The sequence below is a fragment of the Sphingomonas liriopis genome (assembly GCF_024211255.1).
GTDB classification, from domain to species: domain Bacteria; phylum Pseudomonadota; class Alphaproteobacteria; order Sphingomonadales; family Sphingomonadaceae; genus Sphingomonas; species Sphingomonas liriopis.
In genome coordinates, this window is record NZ_JAMLDY010000011.1 from 26,922 (window position 1) to 51,265 (window position 24,344).

Below are 24,344 nucleotides of genomic sequence, written 5' to 3' on the forward strand. Positions count from 1 at the left end.
TTCGCGGCCTGACCCTCGAATTCTCGAGAAAAATGTCGATAATCAATAGCTTGTAAGATTTCCTGACGCATTTCCGCGGGCGATGGGCTGTCAATCCCGTTTATTTCAGGAATGTGACCTGCGCGGGGGTTGATCGACTCGCCCCAGGCTTCATAACTCGACTCCACCGCAGTGATGTTCATCGCCGGCGGGACCTGAACAGCGTGGGGATGCCGAACGGCCGTTGGCCGTTAGGGGGGATCTGTCTGTCTCGAACGAACGGCTGGCGCGACATGGTCGTCGTTCCGGCAACGGAGAAGCATGCGTTGAACGATTCGTGGGCAGCGGCGGTGACGGAGAGCGAGGCGCAGCGCGCCTGGTCGCGCGTCCGCAGCAACCTGCGCGAATCGGCCGGCGCGCGGCTCTTCGAACAATGGCTGAAGCCGATGGAGCTGATCGAGGACGGCGACGCCGATTCGATCCGCCTCGGCCTGCCGTCGGCGTTCATGACCAACTGGGTCCGCAACCATTATGCCGACCGGCTGATGCTCGAATTCCGCACGCTGCTGCCCAACGTGCGCAGCGTGTCGATCGAGACGCGGGTCGCTTCGCCGGTGGCGGTGACGCTGGTCGCCGAGACGCCTGAGGCGCCCGCACCGGCCCCGGTGGCGCCCGTCACGGCGCAGCCGGTGCCGCCGCTCGCCGCCGCCTTCCCGATCAAGCCGGCGGGCGAGCGGCCGGTGCTCGATGCGCGCTTCACCTTCGACCGGTTCGTCGTCGATGCCGCCAACCGCGTCGCGTTCAACGCCGCGCGGGTGCTCGCCGAACCCGGCGTGCCGCGGTTCAGCCCGCTGTTCCTCCATTCGGGGACGGGGCAGGGCAAGACGCATCTGATGCATGCGATCGGCCATGCCTTTCTGGCGCAACATCCCGATGCCACGGTCATCTGCATGTCGGCCGAGCGCTTCATGTTCGATTTCGTCGCGGCGATGCGCGCGCGCGACACGCACAGCTTCAAACAGCGGCTGCGCGGCGCCGACCTGCTGCTGATCGACGACCTCCAGTTCATCGCCGGCAAGGACGCGACGCAGGAGGAGTTCTTCCACACGGTCAACGAGATCATGAGCGCGGGCAAACGCCTCGTCATCTCCGCCGACCGCTGTCCGCAGGCTTTGGACGGCGTCGAGGCGCGGATCGTCAGCCGCATGTCGGTCGGCCTCGTCGCCGACATCAAGGCGCCCGACCTCACGCTGCGCCGTGCCATACTGGACCGGAAACTCGCCGACCTGCCCGAGGCCAAGGTCCCCGCCGAGGTCCTCGACCTGCTCGCCGCCCGCATCCACGCCAACATCCGCGAGCTGGAAGGCGCGCTCAATCGCGTCGTCGCCTATGCGCAGCTGACCGGCGACAGCATCGACCTCGACTTCGCGGTCGCGACGCTCGGCGACGTGCTCCGCGGCGCGCAGCGGCGGGTGACGATCGACGAAATCCAGAAGCTCGTCAGCCAGCATTTCGAACTGAAGCCGCTAGACCTCGTCTCCGCCCGCCGCAGCCGTGCGGTGGCGCGCCCGCGTCAGATCGCGATGTATCTGGCGAAACGCCTGACCACCCGCTCGCTGCCCGAGATCGGCCGCAAATTCGGCGGCCGCGATCATTCGACGGTCATCCACGCGGTCCGCAAGATCGAGGAGCTGCGCGACCAGGACCGCGACATCGACACGGCGGTCAGGACGTTGATGCGGGAGCTGGAGGCGTAACCCCCCATTGATCGGTTATTTGGGTCGGTCAGTGCCCAAAAGGCTCCGTCACCGGACTTGTTCCGGGGTCCACTCCGCGGCGGGGCGCGAGGCTTGAGATGCAAGCGCGACGCTGGTGGCCCGGTGGACCCCGGAACGAGTCCGGGGTGACGGGGCCTGCGTGGCCGCCGATCGCGCTCCGCCAGCGATAGCCGTCCCTCAGGGCGTTAGAGCACCAGCCCCATCGCCTCTTGCGCGCTGCGCAGTACCGGCGCGGCCAGCTCGCGCGCTTTCTCTGCACCCTTGTTGAGGATCGCGTCGATCGCCGAGCGGTCGTCGAGCAGCCGCACCATCTCGTCGCGGATCGGCCCGAGCTTCGCCACCGCCAGATCGGCGAGGTCGGGCTTGAAGGCGCCGAAGCCCTTGCCGGCGTAATCGCCCAGCACGTCGGCCGGCGTCCGGTCGGCGAGGGCGGCGAAGATCGTCAGGAGGTTCTTCGCCTCGGGGCGTCCGGCCAGTTCCTCGACGGTATCGGGGAGCAGGTCGGGATCGGTCTTGGCCTTCCTGAACTTGTCCGCGATCACCTCGTCCGAATCGATCAGCTTGACCACCGATTGCTCGGACGGATTGGACTTGGACATCTTTGCCGACGCATCGCGCAAGCTCATGATCCGCGGCGCCGCGGCGCTGACCAAAGGCTCGGGCAGCGTGAACAGCTCGCAGCCATAATCGCCATTGAACTTGGTCGCGATGTCGCGCGCCAGCTCGAGGTGCTGCTTCTGGTCCTCGCCGACCGGGACATGCGTGGTGTTGTAGAGCAATACGTCCGCTGCCATCAGCACCGGATAGTCGTACAGCCCGACGCTGGCGCCTTCGCGGTTCTTGCCGGCCTTGTCCTTGAACTGCGTCATGCGGTTGAGCCAACCGACCCGCGCGACGTTGTTGAGCAGCCACGACAGCTCGCTGTGCGCGGGCACGCGCGCCTGGTTGAACAGGATCGAGCGGTCGGGATCGATCCCCGCGGCGACCAGCGTCGCGGTCATCTCGATCGTCTGCGATCGCAGGTCGGCGGGCGCGATCCATTCGGTGAGGCCGTGCAGGTCGGCGATGAAGTACAGCGTCTCGCCGCCCTCCGCCTGGATCGCATCCTGCATCGCGACCCACTGCTTCACCGCGCCGAGGTAATTGCCGAGGTGGAGATTGCCGGTGGGCTTGATCCCGGAGACGACGCGCTTCGTGGGCATGGGGAGCCTTATCTGGAACGGATGAGCTGACGGATGTCCGCGGGGCGCAGGGCGCCGGTCGCGAACACCGCCGCGGCATAGACGAGCGCGCCCGTTCCGACCAGCACCGCCATCGCGCCCCAGCGCGCGAGGCCGGCGCCGGTGGTATAGGGTGCGAACAGATCGTTGAGGAAGTACATCACGACGCCCATCAGGAGCGCGGCGATCGCCAGCCGCGGTGCGCGGCGCTTCAGCTGCATGTCAGGCACGAACTGGTCGCGCCGGCGCAGCGTGCGATACAGCAGCACGACGTTGACCGTGCTCGCGATCGCGGTGGCAAGCGGTGGGCCGACGTGCTTGAGCGGGACGATGAACGCGAGATTGAGCACCAGATTCACCACCATCGACGCCATCGCATAGCGCACCGGCGTCTTCGTGTCCGACCGCGCATAATAGCCGGGGGTGAGCACCTTCACGAGGATGTACGACGGCAGGCCGATCGAGAAGGCGGCGAGCGCCTGCGCGGTGAAGCCGGTGTCGACGGCGTCGAACTTGCCGTGCTGGAACAGCGCCGCGATGATCGGCGCGCCGCATACGATCAGCGCCGCGGTCGCCGGCAGCGTCAGCAGCAGCGCCAGCTCCATGCCGCGATTCTGCGTCTCCATCGCCGATGCTTCGTCGCCCTTGCCGAGCTGGCGCGAGATCGTCGGCAGCAGCACGGTGCCGAGCCCGATCCCGACCAGCCCCAGCGGCAGCTGGTTCAACCGGTCGGCCATGTAGATATAGGTCACCGATCCGTGCGGCAGGAACTTGGCGGCAAGCGCGGTCGAGACGAGCAGGTTGATCTGCACCGCGCCCGCGCCGGTGGCGGCCGGCCAGATCAGCGACAGCAGCCGCTTGACGTCCGGCCCCAGCCGTGGCGCCTTGATCCGCAGGTGCACGCCCGCGGTACGGCAGGCGAAATACAGCCACGCGAACTGCAGCACGCCCGAGACGCTGACCGCGATCGCCTGGTTGCGCGCGGTCATCATCGGCAGGTCGCTGTGGAAGACGAGCAGCGCGACGATCAGCGTCAGGTTGAGCAGGATCGGCGCCGCCGCCGCCACCCAGAAGCGGTGTAGCGAATTGAGGATGCCGCCCAGCAGCGACACGAGGCTGATGAACAGCAGATAGGGAAAGGTCAGCCGGCACAGCAGCACGACATAGGCGAACTGGTCGTGCGAGGCGTCGTTGAAGCCCCAGGTCAGCAGCCACGTCACCGGCCAGGCTGCGACCTCGATCAGCACGGTCATGCCGATCAGGATCGGCAGCAGCACCGACAGCGCGTCCTCGGCGAAGCGCAAGCCGGTCGGCAGCCCGTCGCCGTCGGGATCGGCAACCTTGCGGTTGAACATCGGGATGAACGCCGCGGAGAACGCCCCTTCCGCGAACAGGGCGCGGAACATGTTGGGCAAGCGGAAGGCGATCAGGAACGCGTCCGACGCGAACCCCGCGCCGACGAAGCGCGCGAACACGGCGTCGCGCACCAGCCCCAGCACCCGGCTGGCGAGCGTCAGCCCGCCGACCGAGCCCAGCGCCCTGGTCAGGTTCACGCGATTACGCCCCCGCCCGACGGATCAGGCGTGGCCGACGTCGCCGACCGAGAAGGCGCCGCCATTCTGGTCCGCCTGCTGCAGGTACAGCTGCGCGAAGTCGATCGGCTCGAGCAGCAGCGGCGGGAAGCCGCCGTCGCGGACGCAATCGGCGAGCACGCGGCGCGCGAACGGGAACAGCAGGCGCGGTGCCTCGCCGAGCAGGAAGGGCTGGATCGCCTCGGCCGGTACGTTGCGCAGGCCGAACAGGCCCGCATACGTCAGGTCGACGATGAACGCGGTCTGGCCGTCGGCCTCCGCCTTGACGTCGATCTTCAGCACGACCTCGTGCACTTCCTCGCCGACCTGCGCGGTGCCGATGTTGAACTGCACGTCGATCGCGGGCGGCGACGGGTTCTGGAAGATCGCCGGCGCGTTCGGATTTTCGAACGACAGATCCTTGACGTATTGCGAGATCAGGCCGGCGGCGGGGGCATTGTCCTCGCCGTTGGTCAGCGGCTGCGTGTCGATCGTGGTGCCGTTGTCCTGGTCGGCCATGAAGATGATCCTCGAAGTGAAGCGAATGGGGGGACCGAAGCGACCCGTCGGGCGTTCGATGCCGATGGCGCCCGCGCCTAGCAGCGCCTGCCGGTGGATTCAACGGGCGGGAGGCCGCGAATCGCGTGGTTTGAATTCAGGGGCTTTCGGCCTATGTATCGGTCAAGATCGGAGGCACGGTGTTTTACGTAGTTCTTCTCGCGATGGTGGCGGCGTTTCTGGCGCTGCGCCTGTACAGCGTCCTCGGCAAGCGCACCGGCCACGAACAGCAGCCGTTGCCGCGCGCCGCCGAGGATCGCCCGACGACGACCGCCGCCGTGCCACGCACGATCGACGCGACGCCCGAGGCGCGCGAGCCGATCAGCCGCAACATCGAACCGCGCGCCGAAGCCGGCCTGCGCGCGATCATCGCGGCCGAACAGGGTTTCGACGTCAACCAGTTCCTGGGCGGTGCGCAGGCAGCGTACCGGATGACGCTGGAGGCATTCTGGCAGGACGACGAGGCGGCGCTGGCCGACCTCGCCGAACCCGATGTCGCGCATGCCTTTGGCGAAGCGATCGCCGCGCGGCGCGAGGCGGGCGAGACGCTCGACAATCGCCTGATTTCGATCGAACGCGCGGTCGTCGCCGATGCGGCGCTGGAGGGGCGCGAGGCGCGGATTACCGTCCGCTTCGACGCCGATATCGCCGCGGTCACCCGCGATGCGGAAGGGCAGGTCATCGCCGGTTCGCTGACCGACGCGGTCGAGACGCACGACGTCTGGACCTTCGCCCGCACGCTCAAGAGCCGCGATCCCAACTGGAAGCTCGCCGACACCGACGAGGAATAGGGGCGCGGACGCTTTTGTCCGAACCACGTTCCCGTCACCCCGGACTTGTTCCGGGGTTCACTCTGCGGCGAGGCGAAGCCTTTGCTTTTAGAGCGCTGCGCTGGCGGAACGGTGGACCCCGGAACACGTCCGGGGTGACGGGAAGCGCAAACAACGGCTTGTCCCCGCATGGCCGCTTCGGCAGAGCCACGGGATACCGCACCGGATGCGGACACACGGGGACTTTTCGATGACCGGTAATCGCGCCGTCGCCAGCATTGCGCTGGCTCTCGCCCTCAGCGCCTGCGGTGGCCGGGTGGTGCCATTGGCCACCGGCAATGCGCCTGTTTCGCAGCCTCCGCGTGCGCCCGCCCGCCCCGCACCCCGTCCCAGCGCGCCGGGGCAGCAGATCGCCAGCGGCCGCGCCTTCGACGGTCGCATCGCGGGCGCGACCCCTCTGCTCGCCGCGCCCGTCGTCGCCAATCTTGGCGCGACCACGGCGGTGACCGCGGGCATCGTGCCCGGTCCGTCGCTCGATACCCTGCCGATCACCGAAGCGCAGGCGGAGGCGGCGCGCCAGGCGTTCCTTTCGAGCTGTTCCGGGCTGATGCGCCGCGCTGATCCTTCGGGACTGACCCGCGGTGCCGACTGGCAGCCCGCCTGCGCCGCCGCGGCCGATGTGCCGCGCGGCGGTGCGCGTGCCTTTTTTGTCGCCAATTTCAAGTCGGTGCAGGTCGGCGACGGCAAGGCGTTCGCCACCGGCTATTACGAGCCCGAGATCGCCGCCTCGCGCGAGCGCCGGCCGGGCTATGAGGTGCCGATCTATGCCCGCCCCGACGATTTGATCGACGTCGACCTCGGCCAGTTCACCGCCGACCTCAAGGGCAAGAAGATCCGTGGCCGCGTCCAGGGCAGCAATCTCGTCCCCTATTACGACCGCGCCGCGATCGACTCCGGCGTGCTCGACGGCAAGGCGCCGGTGCTCGCCTGGGGCGCGGACGAGGCGGCGGTGTTCTTCCTCCAGATCCAGGGATCGGGCCGATTGCGCCTGCCGAACGGCGAGATCATGCGCGTCGGCTACGACACGCAGAACGGCCGCGACTACACAGGCATCGGCGCATTGATGAAGGCTAGGGGGCTGCTCGCACCCGGCCAGACCTCGATGCAGGGCATCGTCGCCTGGCTGCACGCACACCCCGCCGAGGGCCGCGCGATCATGGCGGAGAACAAGAGCTTCGTGTTCTTCCGCGAACTCAACACGCCGCCGGTCGGGGCGATGGGCTATGTCGTCAACGGCGGGGTCAGCGCCGCCGCCGACGTCAAATACGTGCCCTTGGGGGCGCCGGTGTTCCTGTCGATGGACCGGCAGGATGCGAGCGGCCTGTGGGTGGCGCAGGACACCGGCGGCGCGATCAAGGGCAGCAACCGCTTCGACACGTTCTGGGGCGCCGGCCCGACCGCGGAGGCAACCGCCGGCGGCATGGCGGCGCGCGGCACCGCCTTCCTGCTGCTGCCGATCGGCACGCTCGCGCGGTTGCAGGGCGGCCGCTACGATCCGTATGGGACGCCCGGTGCGCCCGCTCAACCCTGACGAGGCGGACCTGTGGGCGCGGGTGATGGCGACGGTGAAACCGCTGCGCGGCGTCACCCCGCCGCCGCGCCCACCGGTCCCCGCCACGCCGGCGAAGGCGACCAGGCCGTCCAAGGCGCTGACCCGCGCCATCGCCGCGCCTCAGCCCGCCCCCATCCGCCCGGCGGCGTCGTCACCGTCGCCGCGGCAGAACACGCTCGACGGCGGCTGGGACAAGCGCCTGTCGCGCGGCATCGTCAGCCCCGACAGTTCGATCGACCTGCACGGCCATACGCTGTCGTCCGCGCATGCGATGCTCGACGACGGCCTGTCGCGTGCCATCGCCCGCGGCGACCGCGTGCTGTTGCTGGTCACCGGCAAGCCGCCGCGCCCGGAAAGCGAACGCCCCCACGCCCGCGGCGCGATCCGCGCGGCGATCGCCGACTGGCTCGCCGCCTCTCGCCACGCCGACGCGATCGCCGCCGTGCGCGGTGCCCATCCGCGGCACGGCGGGCAGGGGGCGCTCTACATCGTGTTAAGAAGAGGCCGCTGATCTCCCCTCGCTGAAAGGAAGAAGGGTCAGGAGGATAGCCGCGCGATCACATCGGCGTAGATTGCGGTCAGCGTTTCGAGATCGGCGACCGCGACCGCCTCGTCGACCTGATGCATCGTCGCGTTGAGCAGTCCGAACTCCAGCGTCGGGCATAGTTTCGACAGGAACCGCGCGTCCGACGTCCCACCCGAGGTCGACAGCTCCGCGACCAACCCGGTTCGCGCCTCGATCGCGGCGCTGACCAGCGCGGTCCAGGCGCCCGGTTCGGTCAGGAACGCCTCGCCTGATACCTTGCCGGTCACCGTCGCCTCAGGCGCATAAATGCGCACCACCTCGGTGACCCGGTCGATCAGTGCATCGCCTCGCTGCTCGTCGTTGAAGCGGATGTTGATCCGTGCCTCGGCGCGCGCCGGGATGACGTTGTGCGCGGGATTGCCGATCGCGATGTCGGTGATCTCAAGATTGGACGGCTGGAACCACGCATTGCCTTCGTCGAGCGCCATATTCTCCAGTTCGGCAAGTGCCTTCGCCAGCTTGCCCGCCGGATTGTCGGCGAGGTGCGGATAGGCGACATGGCCCTGCCGCCCCGGCACGACGATCCAGATGTTGACCGACCCGCGCCGGCCGATCTTCACCATGTCGCCGAGCTGCCGCACCGAGGTCGGCTCGCCGACGAGGCACAGGTCGGGGGCAATGCCACGCGCGGCCATCCGCTCGATCAGCGCGGGTGTGCCGAACGTCGCCGGCCCTTCCTCGTCGCCGGTGATGAGCAGGCTGAGCGTCGGCCCCGCCGCGCGCGATGCCGCCGCGACGAACGCCGCGACCGCACCCTTCATATCGACCGCGCCGCGGCCGTAGAGCAAATCACCGCGCACTTCGCCCGACCATGGCGAACCGTCCCAGCCGGTGCCGGGCGGTACGACGTCGACATGCCCCGCGAAGGCGAGATGCCGCGCCGCGCCCGACCGCAGCGCGATCATGTTCTCGACCGGCCCGTCGGGCGCCGCGCCGACGACGAAGCGATCGACCGCGAAACCCATCGACACCAGCGCCGCCTCCAGCACGTTGAACACGGCCCCACGCGCCGGTGTCACGCTCTCCGCGCGCAGCAGCGCCTGCGCCAGCGCCAGGACGTCGATCATGCGCGGGAAATCATGCGCTGGGTTGTTCGTATTGCTGGATCACCCAATCCTCTTCCTGCGCGCCCGCGATCCAGTCCTGCATCCACGGATGCTGGATCACCGCGTCCATATAGCCGAGCGCGAAGCGCGCGACGGGCAGTTGATAGGTGAGGATGCGCGTGACGACCGGCGCGAACATGATGTCCGCCGCGCCGAACTGCCCGAACAGAAAATCGCCGTCGCCCCCCCAGCGCGCGCGCGCCTGCGCCCATAATTCCATGATCCGGGCAAGGTCGGCGAGCACGTCGTCGTCGGGGCGTTTCGCGGGGAAGACCTGTCGGATATTCATCGCATGCTTGCGGCGCAAGGCGGTGAAGCTCGAGTGCATCTCCGCCGCCATCGATCGCGCCATCGCGCGTGCCGCTTCGTCGGCGGGCCAGAACCGCTCGCGCCCGACCTTGTCGGCAAGGTAATCGACGATGGCGAGGCTGTCCCACACCACCGCCTCGCCGTCCCACAGGATCGGCACCTTGCCCGACGACGGCGCGAATTCGGCGCCCTCGCGCCGCCGGTCCCATTCGGCGTCGTAGAGCGGCACGACGACCTCCTCGAACGGAAGGCCCGATTGCTTGCACGCCAGCCAGCCGCGCAGGGACCAGCTGGAATACGCCTTGTTGCCGATGATAAGCTTCATGCCCGCCGGACTAGCGGGGCGGGGCGGGGAGGTCTAGGTTCGGGCCTCAATCGGACCAAAAGGCGATGGCGGCGGCAGCAGCGTATGCCGACGGCACTCTGCGGCCACGGCGTCCTTCATTCCAAAAAAGGATCGCGCCATCATCCGTGGGATAGATGTCTAGGCGCAGATCGGCCGGCCGTCGTCGGCGAAGGCGGTTGCGACCACCGCCATGCTGGCCAGCACGGCATCGACGCGGCGTACGCCGAGCAGGTCGCTCAGGAGCAGCCGCGCGGTGTCCGGCGCGGTTTCGACGCGGGCCAGGACGGTCAGCAGCGCGCGTTCCGCGGCGGTCATCCGGGCGCAGCAGCAGGGTGCGATCGCGATCGTGTCGGCGGCGGTGCCGGCGAGATCGCTCATCAATGCGCGCATCAGCACCAGCGGGCGGCGGAAATCCTCGCCGAATGCGGTGAAGAGCGCATGGCTGGCGCGCGCGTCGTGCAGGCCGTGCGCGCCCATCCGCCGCAGCGTAAACAGCGCGATCCGCGCGTTGGGGCACGCCGGCAGGGCGTGGGGCAGCGCGGCGATGGTCGTGGTCAGTTCGGACATGGACGGCGACTCCTGTATTCGCCGCCGACAGTCTATAATCCGCTATTGCAAGTCAATCGCAATTAATCCGTCAGCCCGGCGTCTCGTCGTTGCGGGCGAGCGCTTCACCGGCGAGGTAGAGCGATCCGGCGATCAGCACGACGCTCGCACCATCGCGGGCCGCGCGATCCAGTGCGTCCGGCAGATCGTTCGCGGTGTCCGCCGGGATGCCGAAGCTATCCGCGAGCGCCGCCAATGCTTCGGGTGCGTGATGGGCGTGCCCCGGTACCGGCACGGCGACGAGCCGCGCGACCGATGGTGCGAGGATGCGCAGCACACCGGCCGCGTCCTTGTTGGCGAGCATGCCGAGGACCAGCACGACCGGCTGCCCGGTGGCGATGGTCCGCAATGCCCGCGCGACGGGCTGGGCCGCCGATGGATTGTGCGCGCCATCGAGCCAGAGCGCGCTGCCGGTAGGTAGCCGCGCGTGGAGCGGGCCGTCGCCCAGTCGCTGCATCCGGGCCGGCCAATGCGCCCAGTCGGCCGCCGCACGCATCGCCGCTTCGGAGATGTGCAACGCGCCCTGATGGCGCAGCATGGCGATGGCGAGCGCGAGGTTACGCGATTGATGGGGGCCGACGAGGCGGGGACGGCGCGTGACGACCGAAAAGCCCGCGTCGCGATAGCGCATGGTGGTACGCGCGGTGTCGCTCCACCACGCTGCGTTGCGCGCGATCACCGGAGCGCCGGCCGCGGCGGCGGCCGCGGCGATGCGGGCACGGCTGGGGGCTGGATAGTCCATCGTGACCAGCGGGACGCCGGGCTTGGCGATGCCGGCCTTCTCGCCGGCGATATCGACGATGCGGGTGCCGAGGAAGGCTTCGTGATCCATGCCGAGCGCGGCGATGCCGGTCACCGCTGGCTGCGCGACGACGTTGGTCGCATCGAGCCGGCCGCCGAGGCCCACCTCGACGATCGTCGCCGCCGCCGGCGTGCGCGCGAAGGCGAGGAAGGCGGCAGCGGTCGTCACCTCGAAGAAGCTCGCGCCGATGCCGTCGGCCCCATCGCCGGCGGCATCGAGGACCTCGGACAGCAGCGCCGCGAGCGTCGCGTCGTCGATCAGCCGTCCGGCGATGCGGATGCGTTCGTTGAAGCGCACCAGATGCGGACTGGAGAAGACGTGGACGTCATGCCCCGCGGCCTCGACCGCCGCGCGCAGGAAGGCGCAGGTCGATCCCTTGCCGTTGGTGCCGGCGACATGAAAGACCGGCGGCATCGCCAGATGCGGATCGCCGAGCCGCGCGAGGAGGCGCGTGATGCGTTCGAGGCCGAGGATGTCGGCACCGGGGGAAAGCGCCCAAAGCCGGTCGAGCTGGTGCTGGACGGCGGGATCGGTTGAGGTGGCGTGGTCTGGCATGTCTTGAGGTTCGCTCGCCAAAAATCCGTCGTCACCCCGGACTTGTTCCGGGGTCCACTCCGCGGCGAGGCGTTCGCCTTGGAGCTCCTGCCGTTCGCTTGGGGCCAGGTGGACCCCGGAACAAGTCCGGGGTGACGACGGGAATGGGGAGCACGCGCCGCTCCCTATCTTCCTCGCCGTTACGCCGCCTTCGCCGCCGATAGGTAGCCGATCACCGTCGCCAGCCGCTCCCGCAGCTGCTTGCGGTGGACGACCATGTCGAGCATGCCATGGTCGAGCAGGTATTCGGCGCGCTGAAACCCTTCGGGCAGCTTTTCGCGGATCGTGCTCTCGATCACCCGCTGGCCGGCGAAGCCGATCAGCGCGCCGGGCTCCGAAATCTGCACGTCGCCCAGCATCGCATAGCTCGCGGTGACGCCGCCGGTGGTGGGATCGGTGAGCACGACGATATAGGGCTGGCCGGCGTCGTGCAGCATCTGGATCGCGACGGTGCTGCGCGGCATCTGCATCAGGCTGAGAATGCCTTCCTGCATCCGCGCGCCACCGGCGGCGGTGAAGATCACGTAGGGCACCTTGTCGGCGATCGCCGCCTCGACGCCGCGCACGAAGGCTTCGCCGACCGCGAGGCCCATCGATCCGCCCATGAAGGCGAAGTCCTGCACGCCTATCACGATGCGATGCCCCAGGATCGTGCCGCGCGCGTTGATGAGCGCGTCCTGTTCCTGTGCCGAGGTGCGCGCCGCCTTCAGCCGATCGGTGTAGCGTTTCGAATCGCGGAACTTGAGCGGATCCTCGGGCACCTTGGGCACCGGCAGTTCGGCACAGCTGCCCTCGTCGAGGATCTGCGCGAACCGCTCCTTGGGGCCGATGCGTTCGTGATGATCGCATTTCGGGCAGACGTAGAGGTTTTCCTCCAGCTCGCGGGTGAAGACCATCTGCCCGCAGCCCTTGCACTTGTGCCACAGATTCTCGTCGGACGATTCACGCTTGGCGACGAAGGGCAAGGCGTTGCGGACGTTGGTGATCCAGCTCATCGAATGACCTTTCGCGACGAGGCGATCGCCTCGCTCAAGGATTGGACATAGGTGCGCACGGCGGCGGGCGCATCGGCGCCGTGCTGCGCCACCAGCTCGACGATCGCCGAACCGACGACGACCCCGTCGGCGACGGCGCCGATCGCCGCGGCCTGTTCAGGCGTGCGGACGCCGAAGCCGACCGCGACGGGCAGATCGGTGGTCGCCTTCAGCCTTGCCACCGCCTGGTCGATCGAGCCTTGTGCCGCCTGTTGCAGCCCGGTGATCCCGGCGACCGAAACGTAATAGAGGAAACCGCTCGCGCCATCGAGCACCTGCGGCAGGCGCGCGGCATCGGTGGTCGGCGTGGCGAGGCGGATCGGGTCGATCCCGCGCGCGCGCAGCTCGGGGCCGAGCGCATCGTCCTCCTCGGGCGGGATATCGACGCAGATCACGCCGTCGACGCCTGCGGCGGCGGCCGCTTCGGCGAACCAGTCGGGGCCGCGGCGCAGCATCGGATTGGCATAGCCCATCAGCACCAGCGGCACGTCGGGATGCCGCGCGCGGAAGGCAGCGGCGATCGACAGGATGTCGGCGGTGCGCGTACCGGCGGCGAGGCTGCGGATGTTCGCCGCCTGGATCGCCGGGCCGTCCGCCATCGGATCGGTGAACGGCATGCCGAGCTCGATGACGTCCGCTCCGCCGGCGACCAGCGCGTCGAGGATCGCGCCCGTCGCATCCGGCGTCGGATCGCCCGCGGTGACGAAGGTCACCAGCGCCGGGCGGTCCTTGGCGAACGCGGCGGCGAGCCGCGGGCTCATATCGCCACCCCCAGCGCGTCGGCGACGGTGAAGATGTCCTTGTCGCCGCGCCCGCACAGATTGGCGAGGATGATCTGGTCGTCGCGCATGGTGCGCGCGCGCTTGGCGACCGCGGCGATCGCGTGCGCCGGTTCGAGCGCGGGGATGATCCCCTCGGTGCGGCACAGCAGCTGGAAGGCGTCGAGCGCCTCGACGTCGGTCGCGTTGGTATATTCGACGCGGCCGATGTCGCGCAGCCAGGCATGCTCCGGCCCGATTCCGGGATAGTCGAGCCCCGCCGAGATCGAATGGCCCTCGGCGATCTGGCCGTCCTCGTCCTGCAACAGATAGGTCTTGTTGCCGTGGAGCACGCCGGGGAAGCCGCCCGCCAGGCTGGCGGCATGTTCGCTGCCCTCCAGCCCATGGCCAGCCGCCTCCACGCCGAGCATGCCGACGCTCGGATCGTCGAGGAACGGGTGGAACAGCCCGATCGCGTTCGATCCGCCGCCGATCGCGGCGACGAGCAGGTCGGGCAGCTTGCCGGTACGGTCAAGCAGCTGCGCGCGCGCCTCGCGGCCGATGATGCTCTGGAAGTCGCGCACCAGCTCCGGATAGGGATGCGGGCCGGCGGCGGTGCCGATGATGTAGAAGGTGTCGTGGACGTTCGCGACCCAGTCGCGCAGGCCCTCGTTCATCGCGTCCGACAGCGTCTGCGCGCCGCTGGTCACCGGGCGGACCTCGGCGCCCAAGAGCTTCATGCGGAAGACGTTGGGCTGCTGCCGCGCGACGTCCTTGGCGCCCATGTAGATGACGCATGGCAGGCCGAAGCGCGCGCAGACCGCGGCGGTGGCGACGCCGTGCTGGCCCGCGCCGGTTTCGGCGATGATCCGCGTCTTGCCCATGCGGATCGCGAGCAGGATCTGGCCGATGCAATTGTTGATCTTGTGCGCGCCGGTGTGGTTCAGCTCGTCGCGCTTGAACCAGACCTGCGCGCCCATGCCGGGCTCCGCGCCCTCGCGTACCGCGGCGCTGAGTCGCTCGGCGTGATAGAGCGGGCTGGGGCGACCGACATAATGTTCCATCAGGTCGTCGAACTGCGCGGCGAAGGCGGGATCGGCCTTGGCGGCGCGATATTCGCGCTCCAAGTCGAGGATCAGCGGCATCAGCGTCTCGGCGACGTAGCGGCCGCCGAACTGGCCGAAGTGGCCGCGCTCGTCCGGCTGCGCCTTAAACGTATTCGGGAAGGTATTGGGGGCGTTCATGGCTGCGTCGCTTTAAGGAAGGCGGCGATCTTGTCCACATCCTTGACCCCCGGCGCGGATTCGACGCCCGAGGACACGTCGACCAGCGGCGCGCCCGTCCGCGCGATCGCGTCGCCGACGTTGGCGGCGTCGAGCCCGCCCGACAGCGCCCACGGCAGCGGATGCCGCACGCCGTCGAGCAACGACCAGTCGAAGCGCAGGCCCATGCCACCGGGCAACGCCGCGCCGTCGGGCGTCTTGGCGTCGTAGAGGATGCGGTCGGCGGCGCCGACGAAGGCGGGCGCGGCGGCGAGGTCGGCGCGGGTCTTCACCGCGACCGCCGCCCAGATCTCGCGTCCCGTTCGTGCGCGGATCGCGGCGGCGCGGGCGGGCGGGGTCTTGTGGAGCTGCAACGCATCGAGCCGGCCGTTCGCCACCGCGCGCTCTACCGTCTCGTCGTCGGGATCGACGAACACGCCGACGCGGCGGACGTGGCCGGGCACCCGCGCCGCCAGCTGTTCGGCGCGATCGGCGGAGAGATGGCGTGGCGAGGGCGGGAAGAACACGAAGCCGACACAGGCCGCGCCATGGCGCAGCGCGGCGTCGAGCGTTTCGGGCGTGGTCAGGCCGCAGATCTTGGCGAGGGTGGGCATGGTGTCGCTATAGCCGGATCGGGGCGGGGCGGAAGCGATGTCGATCGGAGGGATGACCAGCCTTTCCGGCACCCTGCGGCAGGGCGGCGTCTTTGCGTCATTGCCAGCGCCACCCCGGCGAAGGCCGGGATCCAGCGGCGACGGCCATGGTACGTCATCGCAAACTTACCCAAACTGGACCCCGGCCTTCGCCGGGGTGGAAGGGTTCTGGCGCGCCTACCTCTTCGTCTCCTCCGACACCTGCCACAACACGCCGGCGGGATCGAAGAGCATGCCGACCCGCAAGCCCCAGGGTTTCAACTCCGGCGCGACGGGCGCGCGGACGCCGAAGCGCCCGGCAAGATCGGCCGTACGCGGCCACCAGGCAGCGAGATTGCCGACGAAGAACTGGTACATGCAGTTCTCCGCCCATTCCTTCTGATAGTAATTCTGGAGGAGGATGCCCGCGCCTTCGAAGTCGAGGATCGCCAATTCCTCGTCGCGATACAGGCAGCTGAAGCCGATCGCTTCGTAGAAAGCCTGCGACAGCGCAAAGTCGCTCGCCGGCACGAAGGGCCGGATCAGCGCCACGTCAGAGGGTCGCGCCGATCGCGCGGGCGGCGGCATCGGGATCTTCGGCCTGCGTGATCGGCCGACCGATGACGAGGATCGACGCGCCGGTGTCGAGCGCCGCGCGGGGGGTGACGACGCGCTTCTGGTCGCCGACCGGGCCATCGGCGGGGCGGACGCCGGGGACGACGAAGAAACCCTTGGGCCACGCCGCTTTCGCCGCCGCCACCTCGGCACCCGAACAGACGATGCCGTCGATGCCCGATTCGTGCGCGAGTTCGGTGAGGCGCAGCACCTGATCGTGCGCGCTGCCCGTGACGCCGGTCGCGGCGAGGTCGCTGGCGTCGAGACTGGTCAGCATCGTCACCGCTACGACCCTGGTATGCAGCGGCGCGGCGGCCTTGGCATCCTCCAGCATCGCGCGGCCGCCGCTGGCGTGGACGGTGAGGATCGCGGGCTCGATCGGGCTCAGCGCCTGTACCGCTTTCGCGACGGTGTTGGGAATGTCGTGCAGCTTGAGGTCGAGGAAGATCGGCAGCCCCAGTTCCGCCATCTCGCGCACGCCGGGCTGGCCGTGTGCGCAGAAGAATTCGAGGCCGAGCTTGATGCCGCCGATATGCGCGCGGGTGCGCGTGGCGATCGCCTTGGCGCGGGCGATGTCGGGCGTGTCGATCGCGACGTAGATCGGGCTCATGCCGGTCGCTCGTCGATCGCGACCGGCGCGGGGTCGGCGACGAACGCCGGCGCCGCGGGCGCCGCCACCGCGCGATTGTCGGCGAGCATCCGCTCGCACGAGGCGAGCCGCTGGCGCAGCCGCCAGCGCACCGTGCCGAGATACAGATAGGTCGGCAGGAAGCCGATCAGGAAGGTGACGAGCAGCAGCAGCGGCAGGTTCACGTCGGCGATGAGGCCGCTCCACAGATTGATCTGGATCCGCGTCCAATTGCCATAGGTAAACAGCGCCGCGACGAACGCGAGCAGGAACCAGAACAGGATCTTGAGGAACTGCATGCGACACTCCCGAGGCCGGGGGAGGGTAGCGGGGTGGGGCGCAATTGGCCAGAGGGGCGCATGCGACGTGCCTAACCCCCTCGTCACCCCGGAACACGTCCGGGGTGACGATGTAAGTTAGGCGACGGCTACCCCACCTCGATCCGCAGACTGGCGATCAGCGCCGGAATCGCGGTGAGGCGCGGTTCCTCCTCGTCGAGGATCGCGCGGAAGGCGGCGCGCTTGATTGCGGCGACGCGGCCGGCCTTCATCCGCACCGTCGAAGGGAGCGTCGAGACGCAGATGTCGATCATCCGTTCGGCACCGTGCAGCCGGCCCCACAGATAGTCGTTCTCGCGATAGGCGCGGCTGAAGAAGGCGCCGAAGCTGTTGAACTGGATGCCCTTCAGCGTCGCCTCCGCCCCGCCGGAGCGGATCGCGGTGGCGTCGTCGGGGGCGATGCGGTCGACCTTGATCGGGTCGAATTCGTCCAGCCCCTCGCCCTGCAGCAGCGGCAGCGTCGCGGAGTCGAAATAGGGAAAGCCGAGATAGGCGAGCAGCAGCGCCCGCCGCGTCGCGCGGTCGAGCGTCGCGAAGGCGTCTGCCAGCCGCGCGTCGGTGTCGCCGTCGAGCGCGGTGAGGTTCAGCGCCTCGCCCAGCATGTCGAGCAGCGGCCCCGCCTCGTGCCCGCGCAGGCGGCGCACCTGATGGCGCAGGTGGGGATGATCGTCGGCGCGCTGGCGGTCGAGATAGGCGGCGAGCGAGGTGTAGATCGCATCGCGCATCGCCGTCGCATCGACGCCGTCCGCCTCGATCTCGCTCAGCCGGCGTGCCATCAGGCGCAGGCGGCGGATGCGGAAGCCGATGTCGAAGGTGCGCAGGAAGTCGATCGTCGCGGCGCTTTCCTTGCCCGAAAAGCTCGGCGCGACGCCGCCGAAGCCGCGTTCCGCGATCGCCGCTTCGATTCCGGCACGGATGCGGCGCCAGCGCTGCTGCCCCGGTTCGCCGCCGACGTGGTAGAGCAGCGCGGTGATCGTCGCGACTACCCCGCTCAGCTTGAGATGGCCGTAGGCGGCGTAGCTGTAGCCGGCGCGCGAGGCCGCGGCGGCCTGCGCGCGGCGGCGCCAGGCGATCAGCCGCGCCGGAGTCGGCCGGTCGAGGAAGAGCGTGTGGCCGAACAAAGCCTCGATCTCCTCCTCCACCGCGGGGCGCAGCGCGGTGACGATGCCGCGCATCCGGTCGATGCGGTCGGATCGGTCGGCGATCGCGTCGAGATTGTCGCGGATCGGCTGCTGGCGCGGCAGATCGCTCAGCGCGCCCAGGATCGTCTGAAAGAAGCCGGGCTTTGCGCCGCCCGAGCCGAGGCGGATCTTGATGCCGGGCGAGGGGTCGATGTAGACGAAGCGGCGGTCGATCTCGCGTCGCGCGGGGCGTTCCTTGAGCGCGTCGATCGCCGGACGGAAGGGTGCGTTGGCGAGCACCGATCCGTCGATCAGCACCGCCTTGTCCGCCTGGTTGGCGGCGAACTGGCGCGGCAGCGCGCGTTTGAGGAAGTCGCGGCGTTCGGGCCAGGCGATGCTGCGGGTCTCCAGCACGCCGTCCAGTTCGCCGACGGTGAATGGCGGGAAGGCGCCGGGGAAGCTCGACGTCGCGCGCGCGGCGAAGGCGAGGTCGGGGATCGCGCCGAGCGTACCGCCGGCGCCGTGATCGGAAAAGCCGAGGACGATGCGGTGTTCGGTCTCCATCACCTCGGGCGGCGAATTGAGCCGCAGCCGTTCGGGATGGCCGGTGAAATCGGTGCAGGTGACGAACAGGTCGAGCGGCTGGCCGTCGGGGAGCAGGCGCGGGCCCGCATCGCTGTGCGCCATCGCCTCGAACGCGTCGAGCAGCAGTCCGGTGAAGGTCGCGCCGCCGAAGGGCGGTTCGAACCAGCGCGAGCGGACGAAATGCGACAGCTTGGTGCGCACCTCGTCGCGCGTGGCTTCGTCCAGCTCCTCGACCTTGTCGGCGCTGCGCCCGGCGGCGACCCAGGCGAGGGGGAGCGCCCACATCTTGGAAAAGCGGCTCGCCGGCGCCGCTTCGGGATCGATCAGCGCCTCGACATCGGCGGAGGTCAGCCACAGGTCGGTCAGCGGCTCGAGGCTCTGTCCCGTAGTGATCGCCTGTGCGAGGAAGATGCCGTTGATCCCGCCCGCCGAGGCACCGGCGATGATGTCGGCGAGGACGCGGACCTTGAGGTCGGCCAGCCCCTCGATCTCCGCGAGCAGCGCGCGATAGATGCCTTCGCTGCCGTCGCCGGGGGGATCGCCGGCATGGGCGCCGCGGCTGGCGCGCACCATGCGCCACACCTCCTTGGTGATGCCGTGCATGTACACCGCGAGGCTGATGCCGCCGTAGCAGACCAGCGCGAGGCGCAGTTCCTTCTCGCGCATCAGCGACGGCGTCCGGTCGGGATCATGCCGGCGCCAGCGTCGCCCAGATCGGCAGATGATCGGACGTCTTGCGCGCGGCGGCGCTGGCGTGGACGCCGCATTCGGTCACGACGAGATCCTGCGACACCATGATGCGGTCGAGCCTACCCACCGGCCGGCGCGAATGGAAGCTGGGGCCGGTCGCCGCCATCCGATAGTCGCGGCAAAAATCGCGCAGGCATCCCGCCGCGGCGGTCCATTCGTTGAGGTCGCCCATCAGGATCGTCGGCCGCCGTTCGGTCGCGGCATCGACCTGCGCGATGATCGCCGCCGCCTGCCGCCGCCGCCACAGGCCGGAGAGGTCGAGGTGCATGCCGACGATGCGGACGATGCCGGCATGCGTCGCGACCTCCGCCATCACCGCACCGCGCGGTTCCAGCGAGGGCAGATGGATGGCGGCGCGGGCGACGACCTCCGCCGACTTGCGGACCAGGATGACGTTGCCGTGCCAGCCCATCGACAGCGCGCGCATGCCGAACTCCACCGGCTTCCAGTCGCTGTGTTCGTCGAGCAGGTGGCCGGGCAGCACCGATTCGCGCGTGCCGAAGCGGCGGTCGGCCTCCTGCAGCGCGATGACGTCGGCATCCACCTCGCGCAGCACCTCCAGCACGCGCTCCGGGTTGCGGCGGCGGTCGAGGCCGATGCCCTTGTGGATATTGTAGCTGGCGACCTTCAGGGGACGAGAAACCATTGCGCCGGCGTAACGCCCGTCGTGGCGGTTTGTGCCCTCCCGCCGGCATCTTGCCAGCCCCATCCGGCGTGATAGTTTCGGCTGCGAATCGGATGTGGGAGTCCGGTCGAGGGGGAATAGCGATGCGATTCGTGCGCACGATGCTGGCCGTGATGGCGGCGACGATGCTGGCCGTCGTGCCGGTGCAGGCGCAGGAGAAGACCGGGGTGAAGCCGGGCTTCACGCTGCAGCCGGGCACCGCGCGGATCGTCCTGCTCCGCCCGTCGATCAGGGTGGGTGCGCAATCGACCGCGGGGATGTTCGAACCCAACGCCGACTGGACTCAGCAGGCGCGCGAGAACATCGGCCGTGCGCTGGCGAAGGCGCAAGGGCAGCTCGGCAATACCGTCGTCGACTATGTCGAGCCGGTCGGTGCCGATGCGGCGGCGCTCGCCGAATATCAGGCGCTGTTCGATGCGGTCGCGCAATCGGTGATCGAGTTCCAGTTCTTTCCCGGCAACCGCCTGCCGACCAAGAAGCGCAAGGACCAGTTCGCATGGAGCCTGGGCGCCGACGTCGCGCGGCTGCCCGGCCTGTCGGGCGCGGACTATGCTTTGTTCGTCACCACCGAGGATCATTTCGGCTCGACGGGGCGCAAGGTGCTGCAGGTGTTCGCGGCGCTGGCGCGCGTGCCGGTCACCGCCGGTGTGCACAAGGGGTTCGCCGGCCTCGTCGACCTGCACACCGGCGAGCTCGTCTGGCTCAACGCCGACCTGCAGATGGGCGGCGACGTGCGCGAGGCCGACGGGGCCGACAAGCGCGTGCGGCAATTGCTCGAGGGCTTTCCCGGCCGGCCGGCGGCGGCCACGGTCGTCGCATCGGCGGGGCGGTGATCGTGCGGCGCCTGATGGCGGCGATGCTGGCGGCGACCGCGGTCGCCGGCGCTGGAAGCGCGGCGGAGAAGGTGCCGCCGTTACCGCCCTATGTCGCGGCGTACGAGCCGACCAACGTCGACGAGCGTGGCGCGTGGATGATCGCCGACGAGGACGAGCGGCGGCTGCGCGATTCGGCGGACGTGATGCGCGATCCCGCGCTCAACGCCTTCGTGCGCGGCGTGCTGTGCCGCACCGTCGGCGAGGATCGGTGCAAGGGCGTGCGGCTCTACATCGTCCATGTGCCCGCGTTCAACGCGACGATGCGGCCCAATGGCATGATGACGATCTGGTCGGGCGCGCTGCTGCGGTTGCGCAGCGAGGCGGAGCTCGGCGCGGTGCTGGGACATGAGTTCGGGCATTTCGAGCTGCGCCACGGCCTCGCCGATTTCCGCAACCGGCGCAGCGGCACCGACCTGATGGCATGGGCATCGGTGCTGGTCGCCAACAGCGCGGCGTTTCAGGTCGACATGGTCGGGGGCTTCTACGCGTTCGATCGCGCGCAGGAGAAAGCGGCGGACATGATCGGCGTCCGCTATCTCGCCGCGTCGCATTATCCCTCGCACGCCGCCGCCGACATCTGGGACCGGATGATGGGAGAGGCGGACGCGACCGCGATCGGGCGGCATCGCAAGCCCGACCAGCGCTATGCCGCGGGCTTCTTCGCCTCGCACCCCACCAACCTCGCGCGGGCGACCTATCTGCGCTCCGCCGCGGCGGAGCTTCCCGACGCGGACGGGTCGGCAGGCGTCGACGGTTACCGTGCGGCGATCGCGCCGTGGCTGCCGATGCTGCTCGACGACCAGATCAGGCTGAACGATTTCGGCGGCAGCGAATATCTGCTCGGCCAGCTCGCCGTGGGCGGCTGGGCGACGCCGCTGCTGTTCGCCCGTGCCGAGCTGTACCGCATGCGCGGCCATCCGCGCGATCTGGTGAGCGCGGCGGGTTTCTATCAGGAGGCGATCGCCCGCGGCGACGCCGGCGCGGAGGCGTATCGCGGCCTAGGGCTGGCGCTGATGCGTAGCCAGCAGGTCGAGCCCGCCAAGACCGCGTTACGCGAATACCTCCGCCGCAAACCCGATGCCAACGATGCATCGATCATCGCCACCCTCGTCGCCTCATGAGGTCGTCCATGCGCCTGCGTTCCCTTTTTCTGCCGCTCGCCGCCGTCGCGCTCGCCTGCGGGGTGCCGGCCGCAGCCGGCAACAAGTTGGTCGTAGCAGGCCAGCGGATCGCGGTCGCCAAGTCGGCGATGACGGTGCTGCCGACGTCCGAATGGAACCGGCTGGGCGCGCGGCCGGGACGCGCGGCGGAAACGTGGACGCTGGATGGCGACGCGCTCAACGACCTCACCTTCTACGGCGGGATCGAGAGCGGACGGCCGCTGTTCCGCGAGGTCAGCCGCAAGACCAAGCCGTTGCCGACGGTATCGACGACGATGCTGGTCACCGACATTCCCGCGCTGCTGGAGAACAGCTACCGCATCGCGCTCGGCACCGCGTCGATGACGATCGGCACGATCGAACCGGCGACCTTCGCCGGCGCGAAGGGGGTGCATTTCACCTACAGCTTCGTCCGGCAGGACGACACGCTGCGGCGGCGCGGCGAGGGCCGGGGCGCGATGATCGGTGGCCGATTGTACCTCATCACCTATGAGGCGCCGGCGCTCTATTATTACGACCGCAGCGCGGCGGCGGCGCGACAGGTCGCCGAGAGCGCGCAATTGTGATGGTGGTGCCGGTTGCAGGGATCGAACCCGCGACCTTCGGTTTACAAAACCGCTGCTCTACCAGCTGAGCTAAACCGGCATTCGCGCGCTCCATGCGACAGGCGGGCCGCGTAGTCCAGAGGGTGCGGCAGGATCAGGGCCGGCGTTTGGCGCGCAAGGCGTCCCAATGCGCCAGGCGTTCCTGTAGCCGCGCCTCGAAGCCGCGTCCCGACGGTTCGTAATAGGTCTGCGGCGACAGTTCGTCGGGCCAGTAATTGGCGCCCGAGAAGGCGTCCTCGGCATCGTGGTCGTAGGCGTAGTCGGCGCCGTAGCCGATCTGCTTCATCAGCCTGGTCGGCGCGTTGAGGATGTTGGCGGGGGGCATCAGCGACCCCGTCTCCTTCGCGCTGCGCCACGCCTTCTTCTGCGCCATATAGGTGGCGTTCGATTTGGGGGCGGTGGCGAGATACAGGCACGCCTGCGCGATCGCCAGTTCGCCCTCCGGGCTGCCGAGGAAGTCGTAGGTATCCTTGGCCGCGATGCACTGGACGAGCGCCTGCGGGTCGGCGAGGCCGATGTCCTCGACCGCGGCGCGGGTCAGGCGGCGCAGCAGGAACAGCGGCTCCTCGCCCGCGGTCAGCATGCGCGCGAGATAGTAGAGCGCGGCCTGGGGATCGGAACCGCGGATGCTTTTGTGCAGCGCGCTGATGAGGTTGTAATGGCCCTCGCGATCCTTGTCGTAGACGGCGACGCGGCGCTGCAGGAAATCCGACAGGCCGGCGGGATCGAGCGGCGCGTCGAGCCGGACCGAGAACAATGTTTCGGCCTGGTTGAGCAGGAAGCGGCCGTCGCCGTCGGCCTGCGCGATCATCGCGGCGCGCGCGTCGGGGGTGAGGGGCAGGGGGCGCTCCTCCACGGCCTCGGCACGGTCGAGCAGCTTGGCGAGCGCGGCGGCGTCGAGGCGGTGGAGGATGAGCACCTGCGCGCGGCTGAGCACCGCGGCGTTGAGCTCGAACGAGGGGTTCTCGGTCGTCGCGCCGACCAAAGTCACCGTGCCGTCCTCGACATAGGGGAGGAAGCCGTCCTGCTGCGCGCGGTTGAAACGGTGGATCTCGTCCACGAACAGCAAGGTGCGCTTGCCGATCCGCGCGTGGTCGCGCGCCTCGGCGAACGCCTTCTTGAGGTCGGCTACCCCTGAGAAGACCGCGCTGATCGCGACGAAGCGCAGGTCGACCGCGGCAGCCAGAAGCCGCGCGATCGTCGTCTTGCCGGTGCCGGGCGGACCCCACAGGATCATCGACGACAACCGCCCCGCGGCGACCATGCGGCCGATCGCGCCGTCGGGGCCGGTCAGATGCTCCTGCCCGACGACCGCGTCCAGCGCGCGCGGGCGCAGCCGGTCGGCGAGGGGAGCGTCGTCGCGGACGGGATCGGGGGTTGGCTCCGGTTCGATGCCGGTCAGCAGGTCTGCCATCCGCACGAGATAGGGCGACGGGCAGGGCGCGTCATCCCCCACGTC

At 69.3% G+C, this 24,344-nt stretch carries 24 protein-coding genes and 1 tRNA gene; 7 read left to right on the forward strand and 18 right to left on the reverse strand.

The window, feature by feature from the left end; genetic code table 11:
- The first annotated feature begins 305 nt into the window (after positions 1–305).
- Positions 306–1,736, forward strand: a complete 1,431-nt coding sequence (dnaA, locus tag M9979_RS10415) for a chromosomal replication initiator protein DnaA (protein WP_254289298.1) — start codon at positions 306–308, stop codon at positions 1,734–1,736.
- A gap of 206 nt (positions 1,737–1,942) precedes the next feature.
- On the opposite strand, the gene trpS is transcribed toward dnaA, so the two are convergent.
- From trpS to secB, 3 genes are read right to left on the reverse strand one after another with little or no spacing between them, the layout of a single operon-like run.
- Positions 1,943–2,959 (reverse strand): tryptophan--tRNA ligase, encoded by a 1,017-nt coding sequence (gene trpS, locus M9979_RS10420; protein WP_254289299.1) that lies wholly within the window; start codon positions 2,957–2,959, stop codon positions 1,943–1,945.
- Positions 2,960–2,967: 8 nt separating this feature from the next.
- Positions 2,968–4,530: a murein biosynthesis integral membrane protein MurJ gene (murJ, locus tag M9979_RS10425; protein ID WP_254289300.1), complete on the reverse strand. Its 1,563-nt coding sequence runs from the start codon at positions 4,528–4,530 to the stop codon at positions 2,968–2,970.
- A gap of 24 nt (positions 4,531–4,554) precedes the next feature.
- On the reverse strand, positions 4,555–5,067 hold the full coding sequence (gene secB, locus M9979_RS10430) for a protein-export chaperone SecB (RefSeq protein ID WP_254289301.1): 513 nt from the start codon (positions 5,065–5,067) through the stop codon (positions 4,555–4,557).
- Between the two features lie 179 nt (positions 5,068–5,246).
- Between secB and M9979_RS10435 the strand changes: the two genes are divergently transcribed.
- From M9979_RS10435 to M9979_RS10445, 3 genes are all read left to right on the forward strand, one after another.
- Positions 5,247–5,897: a Tim44/TimA family putative adaptor protein gene (locus M9979_RS10435; RefSeq protein WP_254289302.1), complete on the forward strand. Its 651-nt coding sequence runs from the start codon at positions 5,247–5,249 to the stop codon at positions 5,895–5,897.
- Positions 5,898–6,126: 229 nt separating this feature from the next.
- On the forward strand, positions 6,127–7,467 hold the full coding sequence (gene mltA, locus M9979_RS10440; RefSeq protein ID WP_254289303.1) for a murein transglycosylase A: 1,341 nt from the start codon (positions 6,127–6,129) through the stop codon (positions 7,465–7,467).
- Between the two features lie 25 nt (positions 7,468–7,492).
- Positions 7,493–7,999 carry a Smr/MutS family protein gene (locus M9979_RS10445; protein WP_254289378.1) on the forward strand — a complete coding sequence of 169 codons (507 nt, stop codon included), beginning with the start codon at positions 7,493–7,495 and terminating at the stop codon, positions 7,997–7,999.
- Between the two features lie 26 nt (positions 8,000–8,025).
- On the opposite strand, the gene dapE is transcribed toward M9979_RS10445, so the two are convergent.
- The 13 genes from dapE to M9979_RS10510 all read right to left on the reverse strand — a co-directional run bounded on the left by dapE (position 8,026) and on the right by M9979_RS10510 (position 20,206).
- On the reverse strand, positions 8,026–9,141 hold the full coding sequence (gene dapE, locus M9979_RS10450) for a succinyl-diaminopimelate desuccinylase (RefSeq protein ID WP_254289304.1): 1,116 nt from the start codon (positions 9,139–9,141) through the stop codon (positions 8,026–8,028).
- A gap of 10 nt (positions 9,142–9,151) precedes the next feature.
- Positions 9,152–9,814, reverse strand: a complete 663-nt coding sequence (locus tag M9979_RS10455) for a glutathione S-transferase family protein (protein ID WP_254289305.1) — start codon at positions 9,812–9,814, stop codon at positions 9,152–9,154.
- A 159-nt stretch (positions 9,815–9,973) separates the two neighbouring features.
- Positions 9,974–10,402, reverse strand: a complete 429-nt coding sequence (locus M9979_RS10460) for a DUF6628 family protein (RefSeq protein WP_254289306.1) — start codon at positions 10,400–10,402, stop codon at positions 9,974–9,976.
- 70 nt (positions 10,403–10,472) lie between these two features.
- Entirely contained in the window at positions 10,473–11,798 is a 1,326-nt protein-coding gene (locus M9979_RS10465) for a bifunctional folylpolyglutamate synthase/dihydrofolate synthase (protein WP_254289307.1), read from the reverse strand.
- 179 nt (positions 11,799–11,977) lie between these two features.
- Positions 11,978–12,832 (reverse strand): acetyl-CoA carboxylase, carboxyltransferase subunit beta, encoded by an 855-nt coding sequence (accD, locus tag M9979_RS10470; protein ID WP_254289308.1) that lies wholly within the window; start codon positions 12,830–12,832, stop codon positions 11,978–11,980.
- Positions 12,829–13,632 (reverse strand): tryptophan synthase subunit alpha, encoded by an 804-nt coding sequence (gene trpA, locus M9979_RS10475; RefSeq protein WP_254289309.1) that lies wholly within the window; start codon positions 13,630–13,632, stop codon positions 12,829–12,831. The genes accD and trpA overlap by 4 nt, the downstream gene beginning before the upstream one ends.
- Positions 13,629–14,873, reverse strand: coding sequence for a tryptophan synthase subunit beta (trpB, locus tag M9979_RS10480; RefSeq protein WP_254289310.1), 1,245 nt, complete (start codon positions 14,871–14,873; stop codon positions 13,629–13,631). Before trpB ends, trpA begins: the two co-directional genes overlap by 4 nt.
- Positions 14,870–15,505: a phosphoribosylanthranilate isomerase gene (locus M9979_RS10485; RefSeq protein ID WP_254289311.1), complete on the reverse strand. Its 636-nt coding sequence runs from the start codon at positions 15,503–15,505 to the stop codon at positions 14,870–14,872. Before M9979_RS10485 ends, trpB begins: the two co-directional genes overlap by 4 nt.
- A 216-nt stretch (positions 15,506–15,721) precedes the next feature.
- Positions 15,722–16,075 carry a VOC family protein gene (locus tag M9979_RS10490; RefSeq protein WP_254289312.1) on the reverse strand — a complete coding sequence of 118 codons (354 nt, stop codon included), beginning with the start codon at positions 16,073–16,075 and terminating at the stop codon, positions 15,722–15,724.
- Position 16,076: 1 nt separating this feature from the next.
- A complete protein-coding gene (pyrF, locus tag M9979_RS10495; RefSeq protein ID WP_254289313.1) occupies positions 16,077–16,748 on the reverse strand; it encodes an orotidine-5'-phosphate decarboxylase in 672 nt (223 codons plus the stop codon).
- Positions 16,745–17,065, reverse strand: coding sequence for a lipopolysaccharide assembly protein LapA domain-containing protein (locus tag M9979_RS10500; protein ID WP_254289314.1), 321 nt, complete (start codon positions 17,063–17,065; stop codon positions 16,745–16,747). The genes pyrF and M9979_RS10500 overlap by 4 nt, the downstream gene beginning before the upstream one ends.
- A 128-nt stretch (positions 17,066–17,193) precedes the next feature.
- Positions 17,194–19,476: a patatin-like protein gene (locus tag M9979_RS10505; protein ID WP_254289315.1), complete on the reverse strand. Its 2,283-nt coding sequence runs from the start codon at positions 19,474–19,476 to the stop codon at positions 17,194–17,196.
- A 22-nt stretch (positions 19,477–19,498) separates the two neighbouring features.
- Positions 19,499–20,206: an endonuclease/exonuclease/phosphatase family protein gene (locus tag M9979_RS10510; protein ID WP_254289316.1), complete on the reverse strand. Its 708-nt coding sequence runs from the start codon at positions 20,204–20,206 to the stop codon at positions 19,499–19,501.
- 122 nt (positions 20,207–20,328) lie between these two features.
- Between M9979_RS10510 and M9979_RS10515 the strand changes: the two genes are divergently transcribed.
- The 3 genes from M9979_RS10515 to M9979_RS10525 are packed head-to-tail and all read left to right on the forward strand — an operon-like array spanning position 20,329 to position 22,846.
- Entirely contained in the window at positions 20,329–21,078 is a 750-nt protein-coding gene (locus M9979_RS10515; protein WP_422921923.1) for a hypothetical protein, read from the forward strand.
- Entirely contained in the window at positions 21,075–22,241 is a 1,167-nt protein-coding gene (locus M9979_RS10520) for a M48 family metalloprotease (protein ID WP_340689062.1), read from the forward strand. The genes M9979_RS10515 and M9979_RS10520 overlap by 4 nt, the downstream gene beginning before the upstream one ends.
- 8 nt (positions 22,242–22,249) lie before the next feature.
- On the forward strand, positions 22,250–22,846 hold the full coding sequence (locus M9979_RS10525) for a hypothetical protein (RefSeq protein WP_254289317.1): 597 nt from the start codon (positions 22,250–22,252) through the stop codon (positions 22,844–22,846).
- A gap of 3 nt (positions 22,847–22,849) precedes the next feature.
- Here the strand turns inward: M9979_RS10525 and M9979_RS10530 are convergent.
- Both M9979_RS10530 and M9979_RS10535 read right to left on the reverse strand, forming a co-directional pair.
- Positions 22,850–22,925, reverse strand: a tRNA-Thr gene (locus M9979_RS10530).
- A gap of 54 nt (positions 22,926–22,979) precedes the next feature.
- Positions 22,980–24,299 carry a replication-associated recombination protein A gene (locus tag M9979_RS10535; protein ID WP_254289318.1) on the reverse strand — a complete coding sequence of 440 codons (1,320 nt, stop codon included), beginning with the start codon at positions 24,297–24,299 and terminating at the stop codon, positions 22,980–22,982.
- Positions 24,300–24,344: the final 45 nt, after the last annotated feature.